We start from the raw sequence: 22023 nt of genomic DNA on the forward strand, positions 1-22023 counted from the left end.
GCGCATTAACTTATTATAAAAATAGCCAAGGATGCGGCTGTACCTATCTAAAACTTATAATATAAAGAATAAAAATTATGCTGGATTATTTAGAGCACTTGCAACAGACGCTGGTCGAGGAATTTTATCGGTTATACGACCATTATCAGGATGATCAAATCTATGCCTGTAGTCTGGTCTTTGACGAATTTTTACTGCTGGATGATCTGGCCATTTCGACTGAACGCAGTATTTTTAAAGATCCGGAATATCTTCAGCAATATCTGGAGGAACAGGATCGCTGGAATGTCCGGAAATGGCGTTATCGGGCACATGCTTTGCCCCACTCTGGACTCATTCCCTTTAAAACCTTGCTGGCCGATTATTTTAAAACCCAGCACAGCTTTGGCCATCCGGTATTGGCACAGCAAAAACAGCTGCACGCGACGCATCTGGATTTATTGCTGGAGAGTTTTAAACAGACCAAACATCGTCTTTCTGAGGCTTATGGTCTGGATCTGGATGGCATCCTTTTTTTCATGAGCCTGCCCACCCAAGTCGAATTTGAATGCCAATCTGCACAGACACTTAATCCTGAGCATATTCATTTACAGAAATTTCTGGCATCCAGACAAACTACTCATTTACCTGCCATACAGAAACGCTTGAAACTCTCGCAAAACGACAAAGATATCTTGATTGATCTAGAGCAGATGCTGGTGATGGAGCCTTATGACTATTTGCAAGTGGCACAAGATGCCTATTTGCTGACCTTGGAATCCTACTTTGTCGATAGCAATATTTATATCGAGAAACTGATCCAGCATATCGCTGCAATGGCCTCTGAGCCGGATGGCAGCTGCGCCCTTAGCCGGGAAGATATCCAGCAGCGCTTGCAGCAGTTTTCTGCCCATCCGCCAATATCTCCGGATGTTCTCTAGCTTCAGCGATAAATAAAATTACAGAGCGAATGCTCTACAATGCTGGCGTTTAGTGTAAGAATCAAGGAAAATAGCGCCCTTTAGCTATAACAATCAGCGAACTGTTTTTTCGCCTTGATGTGGAACTCCTATGAAGTTTGAAAAATTAGGTCAGTCGGGCCGTGCCCGTCGTGGTCGTTTAACGCTTGAACATGGTGTGGTGGAAACCCCGATGTTCATGCCTGTGGGTACTTATGGTACGGTCAAGGGCCTGTTGCCACGCGACATTAAAGAGATCAAATCTCAAGTCATTCTGGGCAATACTTTCCATTTGTATCTACGTCCAGGACTGGATGTAATTCGTGAACATGGCGGCCTGCACGGCTTTATGAAATGGAATAGTCCCATTTTGACCGATTCAGGCGGCTTCCAGGTCTTCAGTCTGGGCGCAATGCGTAAAATTAAAGAAGAAGGTGTGACCTTCCGCTCACCAATTGATGGTTCAAAAGTATTTTTATCTCCTGAAATTTCAATGGATATTCAGCACACGCTGAACTCTGACATTGTAATGATTTTTGATGAATGTACCCCGTACCCTGCGACGCATGAAGAAGCACAAAAATCTTTGCAACTTTCTCTACGCTGGGCCAAACGCTGTAAAACCCAGCATCATGACGTGCTGAAAAACCGTAATGCGCTGTTCGGCATTATTCAAGGCGGCATGTATGAAGATTTACGTGATGAATCTTTAAAAGGCCTGCTTGAAATCGACTTTGATGGTTATGCGATTGGCGGCCTGTCCGTGGGCGAACCAAAAGAAGAAATGATCAAGGTTCTGGATTATCTTCCAGAGAAAATGCCTGCAGACAAACCGCGTTATTTGATGGGTGTCGGCAAGCCTGAAGATATTGTGGAAGCGGTGCGTCGCGGTGTCGATATGTTTGACTGCGTGATGCCAACCCGAAATGCACGTAACGGTCACTATTTTGTGACAGACGGCTTGGTGCGGATCCGTAACAGCAAATATCGTCATGACCAGAGTCCACTCGATCCGCATTGCGACTGTTATACCTGCCAGAATTTTACCCGTGCCTATTTATTCCATCTTGAGAAATGTGGGGAAATGCTCGGCTCGATGCTCGGTACGATTCATAATCTGCGCTATTACCTGCGTTTGACTGAAGCGATGCGTGATGCATTAGACAACGGTACATTTGACGAATTTGTTCATGACTTTTATGCCCGCCGTGGCCTGGAAGTGCCACCTTGTCCGCAAGATTAATCCATCAGCATTTGCGCTGAGGAAAAAGACAATGTAAATTGCAAGAATATGTCAATTTATTATCGAGTTGATCACCAGTTTTTTATTTTAGGAAAATGTAATGAGCCTTTTTATTTCGACTGCTCACGCTGCAGGTGAAGCTGCACAACAACCAAGCATGATGGCGAACCTTTTGATGATTGCTGTTTTTATTGCAATCTTCTATTTCTTGATCTGGCGTCCTCAATCTAAACGTGCCAAAGAACACCGTGCTTTGGTCGACAGCCTTGGCGTTGGCAGTGAAGTGGTATTTGCAGGCGGATTAATGGGCAAAATCACCAAGATTGAAGGTGACTTCGCAGTGGTTGAATTGAGCCGTGGTGTAGAAGTCAAAGTTCAACGTGCAAGTGTGATTTCAGTCCTCCCTGAAGGCACTTTAAATAACCTTTAATCAAAAATAGTCGTGCCCTCGCACGACTTTTTCATTTTAAGAAGAAAACGAATGCGTTACCCAGCATGGAAATATGTACTGATCCTGGTTGTCCTGGTGATCAGTACCTTATATGCCCTGCCAAGTTTGTATCCAGATGAACCTGCTGTACAGATTTCGGGTGCCAAAGCCGGTACTCAAATTGATGCAAGCATCGTACAAAAAGCAGAGCAAATTTTAAAAACTGAAAATATTGCCACCCATGACAATAGCTTTGGCAACAATGCAGCCTTATTACGTGTAGATTCAAGTGAATCGCAGCTTAAAGCCAAAGAGGCTTTACGTCGTGGTTTAGGTGATGATTACGTGGTTGCACTGAACCTTGCCCCGACCACCCCAGAATGGCTGCAAAAAATTGGTGCCAAACCAATGAAGCTCGGCCTGGATTTACGTGGTGGTGTTCACTTCTTGCTTGAAGTGGATATGGACAAGGCCATTTCCCAGCGTATGGAAACCTCTGCGACGGATCTACGTCGTCAGTTGCGTGATAACAACCTGAAATTTAATAGCCTGAATTTAAGCAACAACACCATTGTAATGCAGTTTGCCAACAATGATGACCGTTCTGCAACGATGGACTTCTTGCGCCGTAATGGCAACGAGTTTACCCAGCAGGCTGTTGCGACCGAGACTGGTTCGACTTTACGTTTGAACTATACCGATGTGCGTAAGCAAGAAATTGAATCTTATGCAGTCAACCAGAACTTGACTACTTTACGTAACCGTATTAACGAGTTAGGTGTGGCAGAAGCACTGGTGCAAACCCAGGGCAGCAACCGTATTGTGGTTGAGCTTCCTGGTGTGCAGGATACCGCTGAAGCGAAACGTGTCTTAGGTCGTACCGCGAACCTCGAGTTCCGTCTGGTGTCTGACCTGAATGATCAATATATTGATCCATATACCGGTCAGGCAACGGGTGCATTGCCACCAGGCACAGAAGTCTTTGCTTATGAGTCACTGGACAGTGGTCGTCAGCTCCTCTTGAACCGTAACCGTATCTTAACCGGTGAACGTGTTCAGAATGCATCAAGTGGCTTTAGCCAAGACACAGGCGGTGCTGAAGTTAACATTACCTTGGACAGCGCAGGCGGCAAACTGATGTCGGATGCCACCCGTAATGCGGTCGGCAAACGTATGGCCGTCTTGTTCATCGAGAACAAGCAGCGCATTAATTATGTGGAAGACCCTGCGACCGGCACTCAGACTGAAGTTCGTACCCCGTATACTGAATCTGTAGTCATTAACGCTGCAACCATTCAGGCAGTACTGGGTTCTCAGTTCCGTATTACTGGCCTGGACTCGCCGCAAGAAGCTGCTGAACTTGCCTTGATGCTGCGTGCAGGTGCGTTGGCTGCGCCAATGTATTTTGTTGAAGAACGTGTAATTGGTCCAAGTCTGGGTCAAGAAAACATCGATAAAGGTGTACTTTCAACTCAGATCGGTTTCCTTCTGGTCGCCATCTGGATGGTGGTATTCTTCCGTCTGTTTGGTGTGATTGCCAACTTTGCCTTGGTCTTTAACCTGGCGATGATTCTGACAGTCATGTCTTGGATTGGCGCTTCCCTTACCCTTCCGGGTATTGCCGGTATCGTCATTACCATCGGTATGGCGGTCGATGCCAACGTACTGATCTGTGAACGAATACGGGAAGAAATGAAATGGGGAGCTTCGCCAAAACAGGCGATTGTGGCCGGTTATGATCGTGCCTATAACACCATTTTCGACTCGAACTTGACCACATTCCTGGTGGCGTTCATTCTGTTCGCGATTGGTACAGGTCCGATCAAAGGCTTTGCCGTAACCCTGATGATTGGTATTGTCTGCTCGATGTTTACTGCCATTACAGTAACGCGTGCCGTGGTACAGCTCATTTATGGCAAAAAACGTAACTTGAAAAAGTTGAGCATTTAAGGAGATCACTGATGACTGAAAATACTCAACTGAATCAAAAACAGTACGGTCGCCCGGAAGACGAACGCATTATTCCGTTTATGAAGATTGCGATGCCTGCGGCATTGTTTTCAATCCTCTTAACCGTTGCGAGTATCTTCTTTATTGCCACCAAAGGCCTGAACCTCGGTTTAGACTTTACCGGTGGTGTGGCAGCCGAATTAAACTATACCAATCCGGTCAAACCTGAAGATGTCTCCAAGGCATTGAACCAGGCAGGCTTTAATGATGCTGTGGTTCAGACTTTAGGTTCTGAACGTGACCTGATGGTGCGTATGCCGGTTCAGGAAGATATCGAAGCTGAAGACCTGACCAAAGCTGTTACAGCCGCAGTTCAACTGCCAAATAATGCGGCAGAAGTACCGAAGGTTGATGTCGTCGGTGGACAGGTCGGTAATGAGCTCTATGTCCGTTCTGGCGGTGCTGTGGCACTTGCGCTCCTGCTGATGCTGGTCTATGTCACCATCCGCTTTGAGGTCAAGCTGGCTATGGGTGCAGTATTGTCACTGTTCCATGATATCGTCGTTACCCTCGGGATTTTTGCGATGATGCAGTGGCCATTTGACCTGACTGTACTTGCAGCACTCCTTGCAATCATCGGTTTCTCACTGAACGATAATATCGTGGTCTCTGACCGTATCCGTGAGAACTTCCGTAAGATTCGTGGTGCAGAACCGGTCGAAATCATTAACATTGCCCTGACTGAAACGCTGCGTCGTACCATTCATACCTCTATGACCTTATTGCTGGTGGTGCTTGCCATGATGCTGATGGGCGGCGATGGTCTGAAATGGTTCTCGATCGCGATGTTTGTTGGTGTCTTTGTCGGGACCTATTCGTCCATCTATATCGGTACGGCCTTTGCCTTGTGGCGTGGTCTAAACCGTCAGGACTTTATTGTTCAGGTGAAACCAGAATTTGAAGACGAGAACCAGATTCCATAATCTGTTCTGTTTCATGTTCATCGTTCAGCCCGTCTTATGATGGGCTGAATTATTTCTGCCGTTTGAATATGTGGCAGCGGGAATAATCGCAATGACTGGATGGATTTTCTCAATATCAGTTTTCTGGAAAACCACCTTTCTGCTTTCATCCAGACTTTGAAATTCATAATGATCCTGAGTTTCACTGACCAGTTGCAAAATGAGCTGCAAGCCATTGAGCAGATACACACAGAGTATGCCTGCAGTGGATAACTCGGCCTGTTTGTCACAAACCAGCCACCAGCCCGGTTTTAAGCTGGGAAAATAATACGGCCCTGCTACCCAAATCGCATAATGCTGTGCTTGCAGATGAAAAATATCCTGATTGAATGAGAGCGCTGAATCCAAGGAGATAAGTGCGAATGCCTGCTGTTGCACCACCTGCATTTGCAACAGTACACCTTGCGCTGGAATTGGAGATAATTCAACTTTTGGTTCAGTCGACTGATCTAGAATGAGCACATCTAGACCCAGTTGTTGTTCCAGCTCCCTTGCTGCTTTCTCGCCGATCTGGCGTTTGCTATTCAGCAATTGAGCGATATACGATGCAGACAAGCCGAAATGCTCACAGATTTCTTTGCCAGTTTTAAATTGCTGTGTCTCGATCAGCAGATCAATGACCTTGGCCAGATTATTTCGTCTACGTTCAAATATTTCAGTCGCGCTCATCTCGGTCTGTTGGTCTATTTTTTTATGCATGTAATTTAAATACCTTACAATAAAAAAGCCCGCAATTGAATTGCAGGCTTTTTAAACTTACATAAGAGCAATTAAGTGCCCTGTACCAGACGGCGCGCGCTGATAATTCCCGGCTGCTGCTCTAGACGAGCCAAAAGCTTGGAAAGTTGTGCCAGACCTTTGACTTCAATCAACAGCTTCATATTGGCAATACCATCCGCTTCCGAAATGGTATTCACCTGACGGATATTGATCTGATCCGAGAAAATTACTTGCGTCAGATCTTTGAGCAAACCGCGTCGATCATAAGCTTCCACCACAATCTGCACACTTTGACCACGAGTCGGCTGCATTTCCCAGTCGGCTTCTACCGCACGTTCAGGCTCTTGGGTAATCATGCGCACATAGTCCGGACAAGCGACTTTATGAATGCTCACACCACGATTCAGAGTGATATAGCCAGCAATCGATTCACCATGCACCGGTTGGCAACATTGCGCGACATGTAGTTCCACGTTATCCAAACCATCGATCAGAATCCCGTGCGCTGACAGTGTATGACTGGCACGCGGGTTCAGGGCAGGTTTTAGCACCAGTTCAGGTTCGTCCTGATCCAGATGCATGTGACGATTCACCTGATTAATCAGGGCATGCAGGCTGATATCACCATTGACCAGATTGACCAGAATATCATCACCAGTTTTGACATTGAAGTGGTTGCAATAATCACTCAGATCAATCGATTTCGGGTGAATTGCCAGACGTGACAATTCTTTGTTCAGTACTTCACGGCCGACTTCCAGGTTCTTGCTACGATCTTGCTGGCGGAACCAGTGGCGCAGCTTGTCCCGCGCACGGGCAGTTTTGATATAACCCAGCGAATTAACCAGCCAGTCCCGGTTCGGTTCCCGGTCTTTTTTGGTCAGAATTTCAACCTGTTCACCGGTTTTCAGGGTATAAGTCAGCGGCACATAGCGCTGATTTACCCGTGCGGCATAGCACTTGTTGCCGACTTCGGTATGTACATGATAAGCAAAGTCGAGCACGGTTGAATCACGTGGCAGCTCTTTGATATCGCCATCACGGCTAAACACATAGATCTTTTCAAAACCTTCAAAATCTTGAATATGCTCAAAATTTTCTATTTCATCTTCAGATTCTTTATGTGCACTGCTTTCATTGCGCTCCTGATAATGCTCAAGTACCGCACGTAAGGAATGCAGACGATGGTTAAAGGAGCGATCTGTGGTTTTTGCGCCTTCTTTATAATTAAAATGTGAACACACTCCAAGCTCAGCTTCGTCATGCATTGCATGGGTACGAATCTGAACTTCAAGTGACTTGTTCTCGGCAATCACCGCAGTATGCAAAGAACGATAGCCATTGGCTTTCGGGTTGGTAATGTAATCATCAAACTGATGCGGAATGTGGCGCCAGATCTGATGCACAATACCTAAAGTGTGGTAACACTCCGGCACACTTTTCACCAGTACCCGTAAAGCACGAATATCATAGAGCTGATCAAAGCTCAGGTTCTTGCTTTTCATTTTTCGATAAATCGAATAAATGTGTTTCACCCGGCCATTAATTTCAGCTTCGATGCCATGCTCGGCCAATTCATTGCGTAATTTATCAATCACAAACTGAATATACTGTTCACGCTCCAGACGCTTTTCATTCAGTAAGGAAGCAATTTCTTTATAACGTTCCGGCGCAAGATAACGGAAAGCCAGATCTTCCAGCTCCCATTTCAGCTGGGCAATACCTAAACGGTGTGCCAGTGGCGAGTAAATGGTCAGAATTTCTCGGGCCACCCGTTCCTGACGCTCACGCGAGGAATTGGCCAGTTCACGCAAGGCATAAGTACGTTCGGCCAGCTTGACCAGAACAACACGTACATCTTCAGTGACCGAGATTAGCATTTTGTAAATGCCAGACAGATGTTCACGCTGGTTATTATTGAAATGATCTTCCAGACGCTTATTTTTTTCGATCAGCTCAGACAGCTTACCCATGGCAAGCGTACCTTTGACCAGGCTATGCACCTGTTCGCCGAACTGTTCCAGTACTTCACTGAGTGGCATGACGCCTTCACGAACAGCACGATACAGCATGGCTGCGGACAAAGTATCTTCATCCACATGCAGATGTGCCAGAATATCCGCCATCTCAATACCGGTATAAAAGGTATTGGAGCGGTGCTGAACCGTACTTTGCAGCTCTCTTTCTAATGTTATGTGGGCGACTTCTTCGAGCTGCGTTAAAGGTGCGCCATCTAATATGCCACGAACCCGATCCAACCATTCAGTCAGATCCTGGTGTGCTTGTTCGGCATGTTCTACAGTCGTCTCCTGTGACAACTCATTGAGTCGCCCAGGGAGTTGCTCACGTACTGTGACCATACCCGTCTCCTACTTTTAAAAACATCATTTCTTTAATCGTTTATTTGATTTTCTTTTTCGAACAATGCGATTGATTCAACATGTCCAGTATGTGTAAACATATCCATCACTCCCGCTTGGGTGAGACGATAGCCCTGTTGTACCAAGAGTCCTGCATCTCTGGCGAGTGTCGCAGGATTACATGACACATAAACGATTCTTTTAGCTCCAAACTGAGGGATATAATGCATCACTTCTTCTGCCCCGGCACGTGGCGGGTCGATTAATAATGCATCAAAACCTTGATTTGCCCAAGTGTGGTGCGAGAAATCTTTGGTTAAATCTTGTGAATAGAACGATATTTGTGCAATACCATTGTTTTTGGCATTTTCCGCACCACGTCGAACCATTTCATCACTTCCCTCGACCGCAATCACCTGACCCGACGCACCAACACGGCGCGCCAAAGGCAAAGAAAAGTTTCCTAATCCACAAAACAGATCCAGAACCCGCTCACCCTGTTGTAGCTGAAGCAAATCACATGCCAATCGTACCATTTGCGGATTGATGCTTGAATTTACCTGGGTAAAGTCCAGAGGATTAAAGCCGAATTTTACATCAAAGTCATCAAGACCATAGTGTAAGCGTGCAGATGCTTCTGGATCATCTATCCGCGAGAGCGTTTCTTTGCCAGCAGGCTGCAGATACAGTTGCCAGCCTTTCTGTAACGTAAATTCGCGCAATTGGTTGACATCATCGGCAGATAATTTTGCAGTTTCACGCACCAGCAGCGCAATGTCCTGATCCCCCATAGCCAATTCTATATGACCGATGTCGGCCTTACCATTGAGACCTTGCAGCAATTGTTTAAGACGTGTAACCGAGCCAAACTCGCGATCCAAGATCATACAGCGATCAATCGGCGTAAGTTTGTTGGACTGATTCTCACGAAAACCCACCACCAGCTGATCCTTGGAAGGTAGATAACGCACCCCAATCCGGGCTTTACGGCGATAATCTTCACGTTGTGAACGTAAAGGCGGTAGCCATTGATCAGGCTGGATTCCAGCAAAATGCTGTAGATGCGATTTCAGCACATTCTGTTTCAGTTCAATCTGCGCATCCGCAGCGATATGCTGCATATTACAGCCACCACAGATCCCAAAATGCGGACACACCGGCTTCACGCGAATCTCGGAAGCGTCGCTCAACAATTCAAGACTGTCGGCTTCTTCGAGTTTTTTAACTTCACGGGTAATGCGGGCACGCACGGTTTCACCCGGCAAGGCATAACGGATAAAGACTTTCTTGCCATGTTTATGCTGCGGATGATCCGGATGTGAACCATAATGAGCGATACCACGTCCCTCATGCGATAGTGACTCAACCTGAAAAATATACTCGGGTTGCTGGATAGGACGTGCTTGTGCTCGATGTTTCATGAAAACCTAGGGTGTGGAGATGGGAAAATCAAATTGGGTAAATTCAGTTCGTTGTGAAGTTTCACGCCAGACTGATAAAAAGTCCGCATGTTGCGGTTGAGTCTGCAAATATTGAATCGTGCTTTGCAGCAGATGCTGATAATCCGGCAGCAACAGCTGGCCTTTTAACAGCAACCAGCGGATATACACCAGCCAGGTATTCAGGACATCACCTTCACAATAAGACGTTAGTTCGGTCCATTGCTGATTGCGGACATATTCCGGAACCCGATAGGCTCCGTCACCGCGCTTGCCTGGATAGCCCAGCAAATGTGCAACATCATCCAGCTTCTGGAAATGACGGGCATGAAACATGGCCATCACATCCATCAAGTCGACATGACGATGATGGTAACGATTCTGGTAGTTATTATAACGCTTTTGCGTATCAATTTCGCCCTGATCGAACAGACTCGGTGCAGAGAGCCCATGATACATGGCGCGGTATAAAATCACTGGTAAATCAAACTGTGAGCCGTTCCAACTCACTAGAGTCGGATGGCGCTTGTCAAAAATCGACAAGAATTTTTTCAAAATTTCTGCTTCAGAATGCTGTTCTCGGCTAAACGAAAACAGCTTCATGCCCTGCTCATCCATCCACAAACCGGAAATACAGACGATTTCATGCAGCGGCAAACGCTGAAAATCCGAGCCTGAATCCTGACGGCGTAATTTGGTCAAGGCCTGATCCAGATCTGCTTCGGGCAGGTCCAGACCAAACAGATGCGCGCCTGATTTGAGATCGGTTTGGGTTTCAATATCGAAAGTTAAAACAGGCAGGCGCATAAAACAGTGCTCAAATAATTATTCAGGATCTTGTACAGAGAATAACCCTGTAGACAAGTAACGGTCACCACGGTCACAGATAATACACACAATCACTGCATCCGGATGTTCTTCCGCCAGTTTAATCGAGGCCCACACTGCCCCACCAGAAGAGGTTCCGGCACTAATGCCTTCTTTCTGTGCCAGCTTACGCATGGTTTTTTCAGCTTCGATTTGTGGAATATCAATAATGCGATCGACTCGGCTGCGGTCGAAAATGGTTGGCAGATATTCTTCTGGCCAGCGACGGATTCCGGCAATGCTTGAACCATCAGATGGCTGTAAACCGACGATCTGAATATCAGGATTCATTTCTTTCAGGTATTTCGACACACCCATGATGGTGCCGGTGGTACCCATAGAACTGACAAAATGGGTAATTTTGCCACCGGTTTGCTGCCAGATTTCTGGACCCGTGGTCAGGTAATGCGCTTCGACATTGTCCGGATTTCCGAACTGATTCAGCACCAGACCCACACCATCATTCTGCATTTGAGCAGCAAGATCACGTGCACCTTCCATGCCCTGCTCTTTGGTCACTTCAATTAGCTCGGCACCATACGCACGCATCGCGTCCTTACGTTCCTGACTCATATTGTTCGGCATGATCAGCTTCATTTTATAGCCACGCATCGCTGCGACCATCGCCAATGCAATCCCCGTATTTCCGCTCGTTGCCTCAATCAGGGTGTCACCCGGTTTGATCTGCCCACGCTTCTCGGCCTGCATGATCATATTGTAGGCCGGACGGTCTTTGACCGAACCTGCCGGGTTATTGCCTTCGAGTTTCGCGAGTACTGTAGCTTGAGTGTGACTTGCCAGACGCTGTAAACGCACCAGCGGCGTTTTGCCTACATAATGGTCTAACAAAAATTCATCTGCTTGAAAATCAGGGGTGGTATTACTCATTATTTGCACCTATATCGAGGTGCAGCTATTGTATGAAAAAATGCTTTTCCCTGCACTCATTTAGCAGGGCTTTTTCAGAAAACTCGCCAAAACTCACACACTATCAAGCCATAAACTACATTTCCCGATAATTTAGCCAGGTGAAGCAGCTCGCTAATGAAGATGAAAATACTATTTCAGTCTGGCACTTTTACAGATTGAAATTTCGTGCGTCTTAGTCTTGCTGTACCTGAGCAAAATTAACTGAAATCTCTTGTATTTTTAACTGCTAATCCGAAGCTTTATAAAAATTATGCTTAAATTTTAACTGTCGATTTAAAGCATGCTAATATGCCAGGCATAAAGAAAATACTGCTTAAATCATGTCAACGATCAACAAAAAGCTGTTTAAACGCCTACACTTAAATCATGCCTATGGACAGCTGATTGCGCTGATTTTTGTGCCAATTACCATTTTGGCCTGCGTCGGTGCCATGCTGGTGTTGACTGAAACCTCGAACGCCGCACGTGCCCAACAGAAGCAGATGGCCATTGCGATTTTAACCCGCTTTCAAGGCACTTCAGAATATGCACTGGATATCTTGAATCTGTATCCATGGCAATATGACCAGGCCCACAATGCCATGCAGAACATGCTGAATGAAAAGCATCTAGTTCGGGCAGCGGTTCTGGACGAAAATGGCAAGAACCGTTTGGGCATCGGCTTTCAGGAACAAGCGCCTTGGCCAGAATTTGAGAAAAGCGGTAATTTTGTTGGCCCGATTCTGCATCAAGATAATCATATCTATGCCATTAAAGTGAATGAAAACACTTTTTCTACCGGCTGGCTGGCGATCGAACTGGATAACCAGCCGCTAGCAATTGCCCGTTACCGGGTACTAATCGTACTGATTGCGACCGGATTACTGACTTTATTATTATTGTTGCTCTGTCTGAACTTCTACTCTCGGCGCTGGATCGCCCCGATGTATGAGATTCGCATGCAGTTGCAACGCCTGAATGCCGATACCCTCGGCCAGCATATGGTGATTAACAGCACCGGCGAGCTGCGTTTATTGCAACGTGATATCGCCAATGTGGTGAAACGTTTGCATTTCAGCTTTCTGGAACTGCGTGAACATACCGAACAGACCGAAGACGATTTACGCCGCACCCTCGACACTTTAGAAGTCCAGAATATTACCTATCGTCAGGCACGCGACCAGGCGATCTCGGCCAACCAGGCCAAGTCGGTGTTTCTGGCCAATATTTCCCATGAATTGCGCACCCCGCTGAACAGTATTGATGGTTTTATTCATCTGTTGTTACGTCAGGGCAATCTCAGCAACGAGCAGAGCCTGTATTTGCAGACCATTCGTAAGTCTTCGGCGCATTTGCTGGCACTGATCAATGATGTTCTGGATTTTTCCAAAATTGATGCCGGCAAACTGGAACTGGAAACGGCACCTTTTGATCTGGAAGAAGCGATTTTTGATGTGATGGACATGTTGTCACCTCTGGCAGCACAAAAACATATTGATATGGCCTTCTATTATGCAGATGGTGTGCCAAAACACATTATTGGTGATGCGCTACGATTTAAACAGATTCTGACCAACCTGATTTCCAATGCGATCAAATTCACTCCGGATGGAGAAATCATTGTCCGGGCACGCATGGAACATGATGGAATGGATCAGTGTGTGCTGCATTTTAGTGTACAGGATAGCGGCATTGGCCTGAGTGGTACCGACCGTAAAAAGCTGTTTGAGTCCTTCTCGCAGGGTGATACCTCGGTGACCCGTCAGTTTGGCGGTACCGGTCTTGGTCTGGCAATTTCCAAACAGCTGGTCAGCCTGATGCATGGCCAGATTGGTTTTGAAGACAATCAGGAACGTGCTCCAACCGAAAAAGGCTCTACTTTCTGGTTTACTGCCCAGTTCCTGGTCGATGAAGATACCGTGATTGAGCATCCAGATTTTAGCGAATTGACCGTGGTGTCTTATCTTGCACATCCGGCAACTGCGAATGTGCTGCGGCATTATCTGGAAAATTATCAGGTTAAACATATTGAATGTGCATCAATTCTGGATCTGTTTAGCCGTCTGAATCATTTACAGAATAGCGAAAATACCTGGCTGATCGTCGATCATAGTGGTGACAGTGAAGTCTTGTTACGCGAAATCCGTTCACGTTATCAGGGTCATCTGGCTGTCTATGGTTATCAGATGCAACTGGATCCAAGCATGCTCAATGACCATCGTGCCCGTGCCCTGCATCAGCCACTCAGCCGCAGCGCGCTGATTCAGTTACTCGGCAATCAGCCGGTCTTCGACCAGGAACAGCATGAAGAGTTTAATGGTCAAGGCCTGCATATTCTGGCCGTGGATGATCATTTGCCGAACCTGATTGTTCTGGAAGCCCTTCTGGGCGAACTCAATGTCACCACGACCAAAGCCCTCAGCGGACAGGAAGCGATCGATATTATTCAGCGCCGTTATGAACAGGAACAACCGGCGTTTGATCTGGTCTTTATGGATATCCAGATGCCAGTCATGTCCGGGATCGATACCACCCGTGCTATTCGCTCGCTGGAATCGACCTTTGAAAATCATAGCCGCCTGCCGATTATTGCACTGACGGCGCATGCACTTTCTGATGAAAAACATAAACTGCTGCAAAACGGCATGGATGATTATGTCACCAAGCCGATCCAGATCGAGCAGATTATCCAAATTTTGACGCACTGGACCACCGAGCATTTTAAACGGATTCCGGTACTGGAACGTGCCAATGTGATTGATGCTCTGGATCCAAATATTCTGGACTGGCAGCAAAGTCTGCAACTGGCAGCCAATAAGGAAGATCTGGCGGTAGATCTGTTACGCATGCTGGTGGACAGCTTTGCGGATGAACTCGATGAAATGCAGCAACTGATTGAACTGGAAGATTTCCCACAACTGGAACATGTGCTGCATCGTTTATACGGCGCGACCCGCTATGTCGGTGCACCGACTTTACAGAAAGTCACCGGTGGCTTTGAACAGTTCGTTTCAACCCTGCGCAAAGAACGCCGTAAGGCCGATGAAAACTTTGTTCAGGACGTGCTGAAATATTTTGATGAACTCAAAGCCGTGGTTGAACAGGTTGAACAGGCTGCCCAGCAAATTTTGAAGCAACATTTGAATTAAACCTCTGAAGTGGCTCAGTCCATGACTTAAGAAGTGTGACTGAGCTGTCATGCAAGCCTAAAGGCTGCATGCTATGCTCAAGCCAGGAAAAATAAGGAAGAATGCCATGTCACTCGTGCGCTTGGAAAAAAATAACGGCATTGCCACTGTTACACTGAATCGTCCGGATAAACGCAATGCCATGAGCTTTGCCCTGCTGCGCGAACTGGTCGCGACTGCACAAAAAATCAAAAAAGATAAAAGCATCCGATGTGTGATTTTAACGGGAGAAGCCCAGGTCTTTAGTGCCGGTATTGATCTGGCAGATTTAAATAATCCTAAAAATCGTGCTTATGCTGCTTGGGAACTGATTCGTCCGGGTCAAAGCCTGTTTCAAAAAGCATTTCTGGTCTGGCAAGAATTACCTGTTCCGGTGATTGCCGCAATGGAGGGCTTCTGTTTTGGTGCCGGGATGCAACTGGCATTAGCCGCAGATATCCGCATTGCCCATCCTGAGACCAAAATGTCGATTATGGAAACCCGCTGGGGACTGGTGCCAGACATGGGACTCAGCCGCTCCCTGAAAGGCCTGATTGGTATTGATCTGGCCAAAGAGCTGACCTTAACTGCCCGGATTTTTGATGGTGAATATGCCAAAGAAATCGGTCTGATCACCCATGTCGATGAACAGCCACTAGGAAGAGCACAAGCCTTGGCTGAAGAAATGCTGCAACGTTCTCCAGATGCGCTGATGGCCTCTAAATTTGTACTGGATGCCATGCAGCATCGTCCAAATAAATCCTTGCGTATGGAAAAAATATGGCAGCTGAAATTATTACTGGGTAAAAACAGTCAATTGGCCCGTAAAAAGGACAAAAACCCAGAGGTTCAGTTTGTACCGCGCCAATACAAATAAACCCAGTCTGAATCTAGGAAAGGAATAAACCAAAGCATGCAGTTGAATCGCGATACTAAAATTGCCTTTTTAGGTATGGGGCTGATGGGCACTCGCATGGCCACACGTCTGCTTCAAGCAGGTTTTCAGGTGGCAGTCTGGAACCGTACACCATCTGCCTGTGAGCCCTTGCTGGATCTAGGTGCAACTACGCTATCTTTAGATAAGATTACAGATTACCCGGTGATTCTGACCTGCCTGGCAGATGATCAGGCAGTGCAATCTGTTTTTGCTCAGATCGAACCGTATTTGGTTGCGGAGCAAGTGATTGTAGATTTCTCCAGCCTTTCAGTACAGCAAACCCAAATACTTGCTGCACAAGCACAGGCTAAGAAAGTAACCTGGATTGACTCTCCGGTTTCAGGCGGTACAGTTGGAGCCGAACAAGGCAGTCTGGTGATTTTTGCCGGTGGTAATGCCGCGACTATTGAAAATCTTAATCCGATCTATGCAGTACTTTCACAACGCGTGACCCGCATGGGTGATACGGGTACCGGTCAGGCGACTAAAATCTGTAATCAGCTAATTGTGGCTGCCAATAGCACCTTGATCGCAGAAGCGGTCGCCCTTGCTGGACTTGCCGGGGTGGATACACGTTTACTGGCGCCTGCGCTGGCGGGTGGTTTTGCCGACTCCAAGCCTTTTCAGATTCTGGCACCGCGTATGGCCACGCAAACTTTTGAACCGGTGCAATGGAAAGTACAGACCTTATCCAAGGATCTGAATAATGCCGTGCAACTGGCACAAAGCTTTGACCTGGATGTTCCGGTGGCGACTCAAGCTTTAACGCAGTTACATGCTCATCAAGCCCAAGGCTTTGCCGAAGCAGATCTGGCTACTGTAATCCAGCAACTAAAACATTCATAACGCTTGATTGATGCGGCCTTGAATATTGAAGAGAAAGACATGATTAAACTTGCCGTCAACCTGTCGATGATTTTTACCGAAGTGCCGCTGATCGAACGTTTCGCGCTGGCTCGTGCACAGGGCTTTAATCATGTGGAAATCCAGTTTCCTTATGAACTTACGATTGGCCAGATTCAAAACCAGCTCAGCACCCATCAGCTAAACTTGTGCCTGATTAATGTGCCGGCAGGTGATTTAATGCAGGGCGGTCATGGTCTGGCTGGCATTCCAGGACAGGAAATCGAGTTTCGTCATGCGGTTGAGCAGGCCATCCAGTATGCTACCGCATTGAATGTACCTCGGGTGAACATTCTGGCAGGAAAACAGCCTAGGGATTGTGATCTTTTACCCTGCCTGAATACGCTGGCGAGTAACCTAAAAATGGCCTGTTCAATGCTGCTTGAGCATCAAATTGAACCGGTCTTCGAAATGATCAATGGCACCGATATGCCACGTTTTTTGATTCAAAATGTTGCCCAAGCCCAGGAAATGCTGGAAGCGGTACATCATCCGGCCTTAAAAATGCAGTACGACTGTTACCACATGGCAATGATGGGCGAAGATGTCTTAGAAACTTTGCAAGAAAATATTGCCTCGATTGGTCATATCCAATTTGCGGATTGTCCGGGACGGCATCAACCCAATACGGGTTCAATTCAATATCATGATATATTTCAGTGGTTAAAACATAGTCAATATCAAGGTTATGTCGCTGCCGAGTATAAACCTAGCGGACATTCCAACGATTCCTTTGACTGGAAAGCTGAGTTCTTTCCGGAGCATGACTGAGTGGACTGCGGCTTCATTTGAAATTCAGGACTAAAACCGCTATATTAGACCATGCATAATTGTTAGGAAATTACACTCCCCATGAATTTAGAACCATCGCCCAGCGCTTCTAATTCTCACGATCTTACTATGAATTCAAATTCTCAAGCTGTACAGGACTGCTTAAAAGTCGTACATGCTGCACTTGAAGATGTAAAAGCAAAAGAAATTGTTGAGCTTGATGTCAGCGGTATCAGTAATGTGGCTGATGCTATGGTCATTGCAAGCGGTACATCGACACGTCACATCAAATCATTGGCCAATAACGTTGCTGAAGAAGCACGTAAAGCTGGCTTCCGCCCTCTTGGTATTGAAGGCGAACGTGATGCTGAATGGATCCTCATCGACCTTGGTTATGTGGTGGTTCATTGTATGCTGCCAACAGCGCGTAAATTCTATGACCTAGAAAGCTTATGGCGCAATCCTACAGATACTGACTCTGTAGCGTAAAAACCGAATATTCAAAAAAGCGACCTGTGTAGGTCGCTTTTTTATTGCCTGTTCATCTAACTTTATAAGCATTAATACAACTCAATCTGTTCGCTATTTTTTAATTTCCATCTTGTCTTATGCACCGATTTGATTGGTATTTTAGGATCAATTCATCATAAACATAGACGTTCGATGACCACTCAATCATCTTTTTTCCAAGATATAAAATAAAAAATCCCCCTTTATTAAAGGGGGACTTAGGGGGATTCTAATGATTTAGATGATTAGTGACCTGTACCATTAATGGCTTTGGTCATATCTTCCACCACTTTCTTGGCATCACCGAAGATCATCATGGTCTTGTCATTATAGAACAAGTCATTGTCGAGACCTGCATAACCGGTTGCCATAGAACGCTTAATCACCATAATCGTACGTGCCTTATGCGCTTCCAGAATCGGCATACCATAAATTGGCGAGGTTGGATCATCTTTCGCCGCAGGGTTCACAACGTCGTTCGCACCAATCACTAGCACCACATCTGTTGCCGGGAAGTCCGAGTTGATCTCATCCATTTCCAGGATGTCTTCATACGGTACGTCCGCTTCAGCAAGTAGTACGTTCATATGACCTGGCATACGACCTGCTACAGGATGAATCGCAAAACGAACCGTTACGCCCTGCTCTTTTAGCAAGTTAGCCAATTCTTTTACCGCATTTTGTGCACGGCCTTGCGCCATACCATAACCCGGTACAATCACCACGCTGTCTGCATTTGACATCAGGAAGCCTGCATCATCTGCCGAGCCAGAACGGTGATTACGTTGAACCTGTTCACCTGCTCCTGCTGTCGGCGCAGCTGCACCGCCCATCGCACCGCCAAACAAAACGTTGATGATAGAACGGTTCATCGCTTTACACATGATGTAAGACAGAATCGCACCTGAAGAACCCACCAGTGAGCCTGCAACGATCAACATGTTGTTTTCTAGGGTAAAACCAATCCCCGCTGCTGCCCAACCCGAGAATGAGTTGAGTAGCGATACCACCACTGGCATATCACCGCCACCGACTGGTGCAATCCATACCCAGCCGAATGCCAGTGCAAGACCTGTCATTGCCCAGAACGAAGTCATATTACCCGTCAGGAAGAAGTGAATACCAAAACCTAACATTGCAATAAAGATAATCGCCTGAACCGGTTTCACCCATGCACCTGAAATGGTTTTTGCCCATTTCTTCGCGGCCAGTTTGCCGTAAGCAAAGACTGATGCAGTAAAGGTAATCGCACCCACGAAACAGCCCACAAACAGTTCAAATAAATGAACACGGCTCATTTCATGGAAATTGACACCATTGGCAGCCAACAGGTCTGGACCAAGTTCAATCAGTTTGTTGTTGTGAATAATGGCAGCGACAGCAATCAAAACCGCAGCCAGACCTACCAATGAGTGCATCAACGCTACAGTTTCAGGCATCTGGGTCATTGGAACTGTACGTGCACGGGCAATACCCACGATTGCACCCAGCACCATTGCGCCAATGATCATCCAGACCACCGGATTCTCAGCTACAAAGAAGGTAGTCACGACCGCAATGGCCATCGCGATCATCCCGTAACGGTTACCGGCAATCGCAGTTTTAGGACCTGATAAACCACGTAGCGTCAGGATAAAAAGAACGGCACCAATCAGGTAGAACCAATCCGCATATTCTCGAATCATTTCCATGGATTAACCCTCTTTTTTCTTTTGCTTAGGTTTAAACATTTCCAGCATACGAGCAGTCACGGCAAAGCCACCAAAAATGTTAATGCTCGCCAGGAATACTGCAATCGCGCCAAGTACGCTCACCACGTTAATGGTCTGGAAATCCACACTACCTTCAACGCCGATCACCGGCAGACCAACGGTCTGAATCATCGCACCGACAATAATAATCGATGATAAGGCATTGGTGACCGCCATCAACGGCGTATGCAATGCTGGTGTTACACCCCACACCACGTAGTAACCTACGAAAATGGCAAGGACAAAAATCGTAATTGTTTCAACCATGAGTCTTCTCCTTAACCACGTTTCAGCAGCACTTGGCCGCCATGAGTGACAAGTAGGGCTTTTTGAATTTCTTCTTCTTGATTCAGGACAAAATTCTTGTCTGCATCAAATAATGTTTCCACGAAGTTAAATACGTTACGAGCGTATAAAGCAGAGGCTTCAGTTGATACAGTCGACGGAATATTTGGAATGCCGAGAATTTTAACGCCGTTGTCGGTATAGACTGTTTCACCACATTTTGAACCTTCGACGTTACCGCCAGATTCTACTGCCATGTCCAGAATTACTGAACCGGGTTTCATTTTCGCAACTGTTTCAGCACGGATTAAACGCGGTGCATCACGGCCCGGTAAAAGCGCTGTGGTAATCACGATGTCAGCATTTGATACCGCTTTATCAACAATTGCCGCCTGATCGCGAATGTATTCTTCACCCGGCATCCAGCCATAACCATTTTTGGCAGCATCAGCCGCTTTTTGCTGCTCTTCAGCAGACATCGGTACGTCTAGCCATTTACCACCTAAAGATTCAACCTGATCTTTGGCAGTTGGACGCAAGTCCGTGGCTTCAACGATGGCACCTAAACGTTTTGCTGTTGCAATCGCTTGCAGACCCGCTACGCCGACCCCCATGATCACCACACGAGCCGGTTTAACCGTACCCGCAGCAGTCATCAGCATCGGGAACATGCGCTGGTATTCAGCCGCAGCCAAAAGCACCGACTTGTAACCTGCAAGGTTGGCTTGAGAAGACAAGACATCCATGTTCTGCGCACGAGACAAGGTTCGTGGCAAAAGTTCCAATGCAAATGCAGACACGTTTTGTGCCGCGAATTGGTCAAGCTCAGTATTACGGTAAGGATCAAACATTGCCACGATAGTGGTATTCGGGTTGAGTTTTTGAATTTCATCACCTTTCGGTGCACGAACTTTTAAAATCAACTGACTGCCAGTATAGGCATCATCCGTAATTTTGGCACCAACTTGTTCATAGGCACTATCGATATAGGCAGCTTTAACCCCTGCACCACGTTCGATAATCACGCTATGTCCTGCGCTGATCAATTTCTTTACTGTCTCTGGCGTCGCAGCGACGCGATTTTCACCGACAACAGTTTCGGCTGGAATTCCGATCTGCATGAGCGTTCCTCAAGCTAATTTTTCTTAAGTAAACATCGCCTAAACGATGCTTCCCCTCAGGATGTGTTCTTGTTGAATTTTTGGATTCTAATCAAACTGTTTGAAATTACCACCTACTATTTATTTAATAAATACCTATATTTTGAACTGATGATTCATAAAAATGATGCTGCAATAGCACATTTATTTAATTCTCTAGCTATTCATATTCGATGCTTTTATAAACGATATTCATTCCACTGAATGAAATATCCAGATTTTGCTGGCGTAAATAAGCGCGAATTTCTGATTTATTTTGTTACATTGATGATTCTGACAATGATTGCTGTATTTCTTGATTCAGAAGCAGACTTTCAATTTCTCTAGTCCCTATAGATAGCGGCACTTTAGCTGCGTCGTTTTTTTTAGTTTTGACTTTTTTGACAGATTTAGTACTCAAGCAAGAGCACTGTTTTTAGATGTTAAAATCGTATTTTATGAAATGATAGAATTTGTTTTGAGCAGATCTTCATCAGACAGAATTGATAGATCTGACAAAAAGTAATCGCCAAAATTTTATAAGACCCAAGTCTCAAACAGTCAGATAAAGGGTAGAAAAAAACCTTGCGTACTATTTATTATATTAATGTACTGAACTTGATTCAAAATGGGAAATCCCATTTTTGCACCAAATTTGCGCAATAAAATAGAGTAAATATTC

At 46.1% G+C, this 22023-nt stretch carries 18 protein-coding genes; 10 read left to right on the forward strand and 8 right to left on the reverse strand.

All coding sequences use genetic code 11. From position 1 onward, the window contains the following. Window positions 1-77: 77 nt before the first annotated feature. The 5 genes from NI455_RS10470 (at window position 78) to secF (ending at window position 5544) form a co-directional block, all read left to right on the forward strand. Window positions 78-920, forward strand: a complete 843-nt coding sequence (locus tag NI455_RS10470; RefSeq protein ID WP_253114064.1) for a DUF4303 domain-containing protein — start codon at window positions 78-80, stop codon at window positions 918-920. A gap of 130 nt (window positions 921-1050) precedes the next feature. Next, window positions 1051-2181: a tRNA guanosine(34) transglycosylase Tgt gene (tgt, locus tag NI455_RS10475; protein ID WP_005252828.1), complete on the forward strand. Its 1131-nt coding sequence runs from the start codon at window positions 1051-1053 to the stop codon at window positions 2179-2181. A gap of 100 nt (window positions 2182-2281) precedes the next feature. Continuing rightward, on the forward strand, window positions 2282-2611 hold the full coding sequence (gene yajC, locus NI455_RS10480; protein WP_004645158.1) for a preprotein translocase subunit YajC: 330 nt from the start codon (window positions 2282-2284) through the stop codon (window positions 2609-2611). Between the two features lie 51 nt (window positions 2612-2662). Then, the gene (secD, locus tag NI455_RS10485; RefSeq protein ID WP_004733746.1) at window positions 2663-4561 is read left to right on the forward strand and encodes a protein translocase subunit SecD; all 1899 of its coding nucleotides are present in this window, start codon (window positions 2663-2665) and stop codon (window positions 4559-4561) included. A gap of 8 nt (window positions 4562-4569) precedes the next feature. Further along, complete coding sequence (secF, locus tag NI455_RS10490; protein ID WP_171066787.1) at window positions 4570-5544, forward strand: protein translocase subunit SecF; 975 nt, start codon at window positions 4570-4572, stop codon at window positions 5542-5544. 24 nt (window positions 5545-5568) lie between these two features. On the opposite strand, the gene NI455_RS10495 is transcribed toward secF, so the two are convergent. The 5 genes from NI455_RS10495 to cysM all read right to left on the reverse strand — a co-directional run bounded on the left by NI455_RS10495 (window position 5569) and on the right by cysM (window position 11857). Further along, window positions 5569-6252 carry a hypothetical protein gene (locus NI455_RS10495; RefSeq protein ID WP_222112429.1) on the reverse strand — a complete coding sequence of 228 codons (684 nt, stop codon included), beginning with the start codon at window positions 6250-6252 and terminating at the stop codon, window positions 5569-5571. Window positions 6253-6353: 101 nt separating this feature from the next. After that, on the reverse strand, window positions 6354-8663 hold the full coding sequence (locus tag NI455_RS10500; RefSeq protein WP_114541825.1) for a RelA/SpoT family protein: 2310 nt from the start codon (window positions 8661-8663) through the stop codon (window positions 6354-6356). A gap of 32 nt (window positions 8664-8695) precedes the next feature. Further along, the gene (gene rlmD, locus NI455_RS10505; RefSeq protein ID WP_044110573.1) at window positions 8696-10084 is read right to left on the reverse strand and encodes a 23S rRNA (uracil(1939)-C(5))-methyltransferase RlmD; all 1389 of its coding nucleotides are present in this window, start codon (window positions 10082-10084) and stop codon (window positions 8696-8698) included. A gap of 6 nt (window positions 10085-10090) precedes the next feature. Further along, window positions 10091-10909, reverse strand: coding sequence for a 3'-5' exonuclease (locus NI455_RS10510; RefSeq protein WP_044110575.1), 819 nt, complete (start codon window positions 10907-10909; stop codon window positions 10091-10093). An 18-nt stretch (window positions 10910-10927) separates the two neighbouring features. Beyond that, the gene (gene cysM, locus NI455_RS10515; RefSeq protein WP_195725602.1) at window positions 10928-11857 is read right to left on the reverse strand and encodes a cysteine synthase CysM; all 930 of its coding nucleotides are present in this window, start codon (window positions 11855-11857) and stop codon (window positions 10928-10930) included. 362 nt (window positions 11858-12219) lie between these two features. On the opposite strand from cysM, the gene NI455_RS10520 reads away from it, so the two are divergent. From NI455_RS10520 to rsfS, 5 genes are all read left to right on the forward strand, one after another. Next, window positions 12220-15027 (forward strand): GacS-like sensor histidine kinase, encoded by a 2808-nt coding sequence (locus NI455_RS10520; RefSeq protein ID WP_004645149.1) that lies wholly within the window; start codon window positions 12220-12222, stop codon window positions 15025-15027. A 106-nt stretch (window positions 15028-15133) separates the two neighbouring features. Further along, complete coding sequence (locus NI455_RS10525) at window positions 15134-15922, forward strand: crotonase/enoyl-CoA hydratase family protein (RefSeq protein ID WP_004733731.1); 789 nt, start codon at window positions 15134-15136, stop codon at window positions 15920-15922. Window positions 15923-15958: 36 nt separating this feature from the next. After that, window positions 15959-16828 carry an NAD(P)-dependent oxidoreductase gene (locus tag NI455_RS10530; protein WP_222112257.1) on the forward strand — a complete coding sequence of 290 codons (870 nt, stop codon included), beginning with the start codon at window positions 15959-15961 and terminating at the stop codon, window positions 16826-16828. A gap of 39 nt (window positions 16829-16867) precedes the next feature. Then, window positions 16868-17656 (forward strand): hydroxypyruvate isomerase family protein, encoded by a 789-nt coding sequence (locus tag NI455_RS10535; RefSeq protein WP_005101810.1) that lies wholly within the window; start codon window positions 16868-16870, stop codon window positions 17654-17656. Window positions 17657-17737: 81 nt separating this feature from the next. Further along, the gene (rsfS, locus tag NI455_RS10540) at window positions 17738-18145 is read left to right on the forward strand and encodes a ribosome silencing factor (RefSeq protein WP_004645144.1); all 408 of its coding nucleotides are present in this window, start codon (window positions 17738-17740) and stop codon (window positions 18143-18145) included. Window positions 18146-18411: 266 nt separating this feature from the next. On the opposite strand, the gene NI455_RS10545 is transcribed toward rsfS, so the two are convergent. The 3 genes from NI455_RS10545 to NI455_RS10555 are packed head-to-tail and all read right to left on the reverse strand — an operon-like array spanning window position 18412 to window position 21323. Further along, window positions 18412-19857 (reverse strand): NAD(P)(+) transhydrogenase (Re/Si-specific) subunit beta, encoded by a 1446-nt coding sequence (locus NI455_RS10545; protein WP_004281643.1) that lies wholly within the window; start codon window positions 19855-19857, stop codon window positions 18412-18414. A 3-nt stretch (window positions 19858-19860) separates the two neighbouring features. After that, entirely contained in the window at window positions 19861-20184 is a 324-nt protein-coding gene (locus tag NI455_RS10550; protein WP_004281642.1) for a proton-translocating transhydrogenase family protein, read from the reverse strand. 11 nt (window positions 20185-20195) lie between these two features. Continuing rightward, the gene (locus NI455_RS10555; RefSeq protein WP_005248073.1) at window positions 20196-21323 is read right to left on the reverse strand and encodes a Re/Si-specific NAD(P)(+) transhydrogenase subunit alpha; all 1128 of its coding nucleotides are present in this window, start codon (window positions 21321-21323) and stop codon (window positions 20196-20198) included. Between the last annotated feature and the right edge of the window lie 700 nt (window positions 21324-22023).

The sequence above is a fragment of the Acinetobacter lwoffii genome (assembly GCF_024129435.1).
Taxonomy (GTDB): Bacteria; Pseudomonadota; Gammaproteobacteria; order Pseudomonadales; family Moraxellaceae; genus Acinetobacter; species Acinetobacter lwoffii_F.

Bases quoted from the DNA above. Each gene is read 5' to 3' on its own strand.
- NI455_RS10470 (WP_253114064.1), top strand. From the start codon at position 78: ATGCTGGATTATTTAGAGCACTTGCAACAGACGCTGGTCGAGGAATTT.
- tgt (WP_005252828.1), top strand. From the start codon at position 1,051: ATGAAGTTTGAAAAATTAGGTCAGTCGGGCCGTGCCCGTCGTGGTCGT.
- yajC (WP_004645158.1), top strand. From the start codon at position 2,282: ATGAGCCTTTTTATTTCGACTGCTCACGCTGCAGGTGAAGCTGCACAA.
- secD (WP_004733746.1), top strand. From the start codon at position 2,663: ATGCGTTACCCAGCATGGAAATATGTACTGATCCTGGTTGTCCTGGTG.
- NI455_RS10495 (WP_222112429.1), bottom strand. From the start codon at position 6,252: ATGAGCGCGACTGAAATATTTGAACGTAGACGAAATAATCTGGCCAAG.
- NI455_RS10500 (WP_114541825.1), bottom strand. From the start codon at position 8,663: ATGGTCACAGTACGTGAGCAACTCCCTGGGCGACTCAATGAGTTGTCA.
- rlmD (WP_044110573.1), bottom strand. From the start codon at position 10,084: ATGAAACATCGAGCACAAGCACGTCCTATCCAGCAACCCGAGTATATT.
- NI455_RS10510 (WP_044110575.1), bottom strand. From the start codon at position 10,909: ATGCGCCTGCCTGTTTTAACTTTCGATATTGAAACCCAAACCGATCTC.
- cysM (WP_195725602.1), bottom strand. From the start codon at position 11,857: ATGAGTAATACCACCCCTGATTTTCAAGCAGATGAATTTTTGTTAGAC.
- NI455_RS10520 (WP_004645149.1), top strand. From the start codon at position 12,220: ATGTCAACGATCAACAAAAAGCTGTTTAAACGCCTACACTTAAATCAT.
- NI455_RS10525 (WP_004733731.1), top strand. From the start codon at position 15,134: ATGTCACTCGTGCGCTTGGAAAAAAATAACGGCATTGCCACTGTTACA.
- NI455_RS10530 (WP_222112257.1), top strand. From the start codon at position 15,959: ATGCAGTTGAATCGCGATACTAAAATTGCCTTTTTAGGTATGGGGCTG.
- NI455_RS10535 (WP_005101810.1), top strand. From the start codon at position 16,868: ATGATTAAACTTGCCGTCAACCTGTCGATGATTTTTACCGAAGTGCCG.
- rsfS (WP_004645144.1), top strand. From the start codon at position 17,738: ATGAATTTAGAACCATCGCCCAGCGCTTCTAATTCTCACGATCTTACT.
- NI455_RS10545 (WP_004281643.1), bottom strand. From the start codon at position 19,857: ATGGAAATGATTCGAGAATATGCGGATTGGTTCTACCTGATTGGTGCC.
- NI455_RS10550 (WP_004281642.1), bottom strand. From the start codon at position 20,184: ATGGTTGAAACAATTACGATTTTTGTCCTTGCCATTTTCGTAGGTTAC.
- NI455_RS10555 (WP_005248073.1), bottom strand. From the start codon at position 21,323: ATGCAGATCGGAATTCCAGCCGAAACTGTTGTCGGTGAAAATCGCGTC.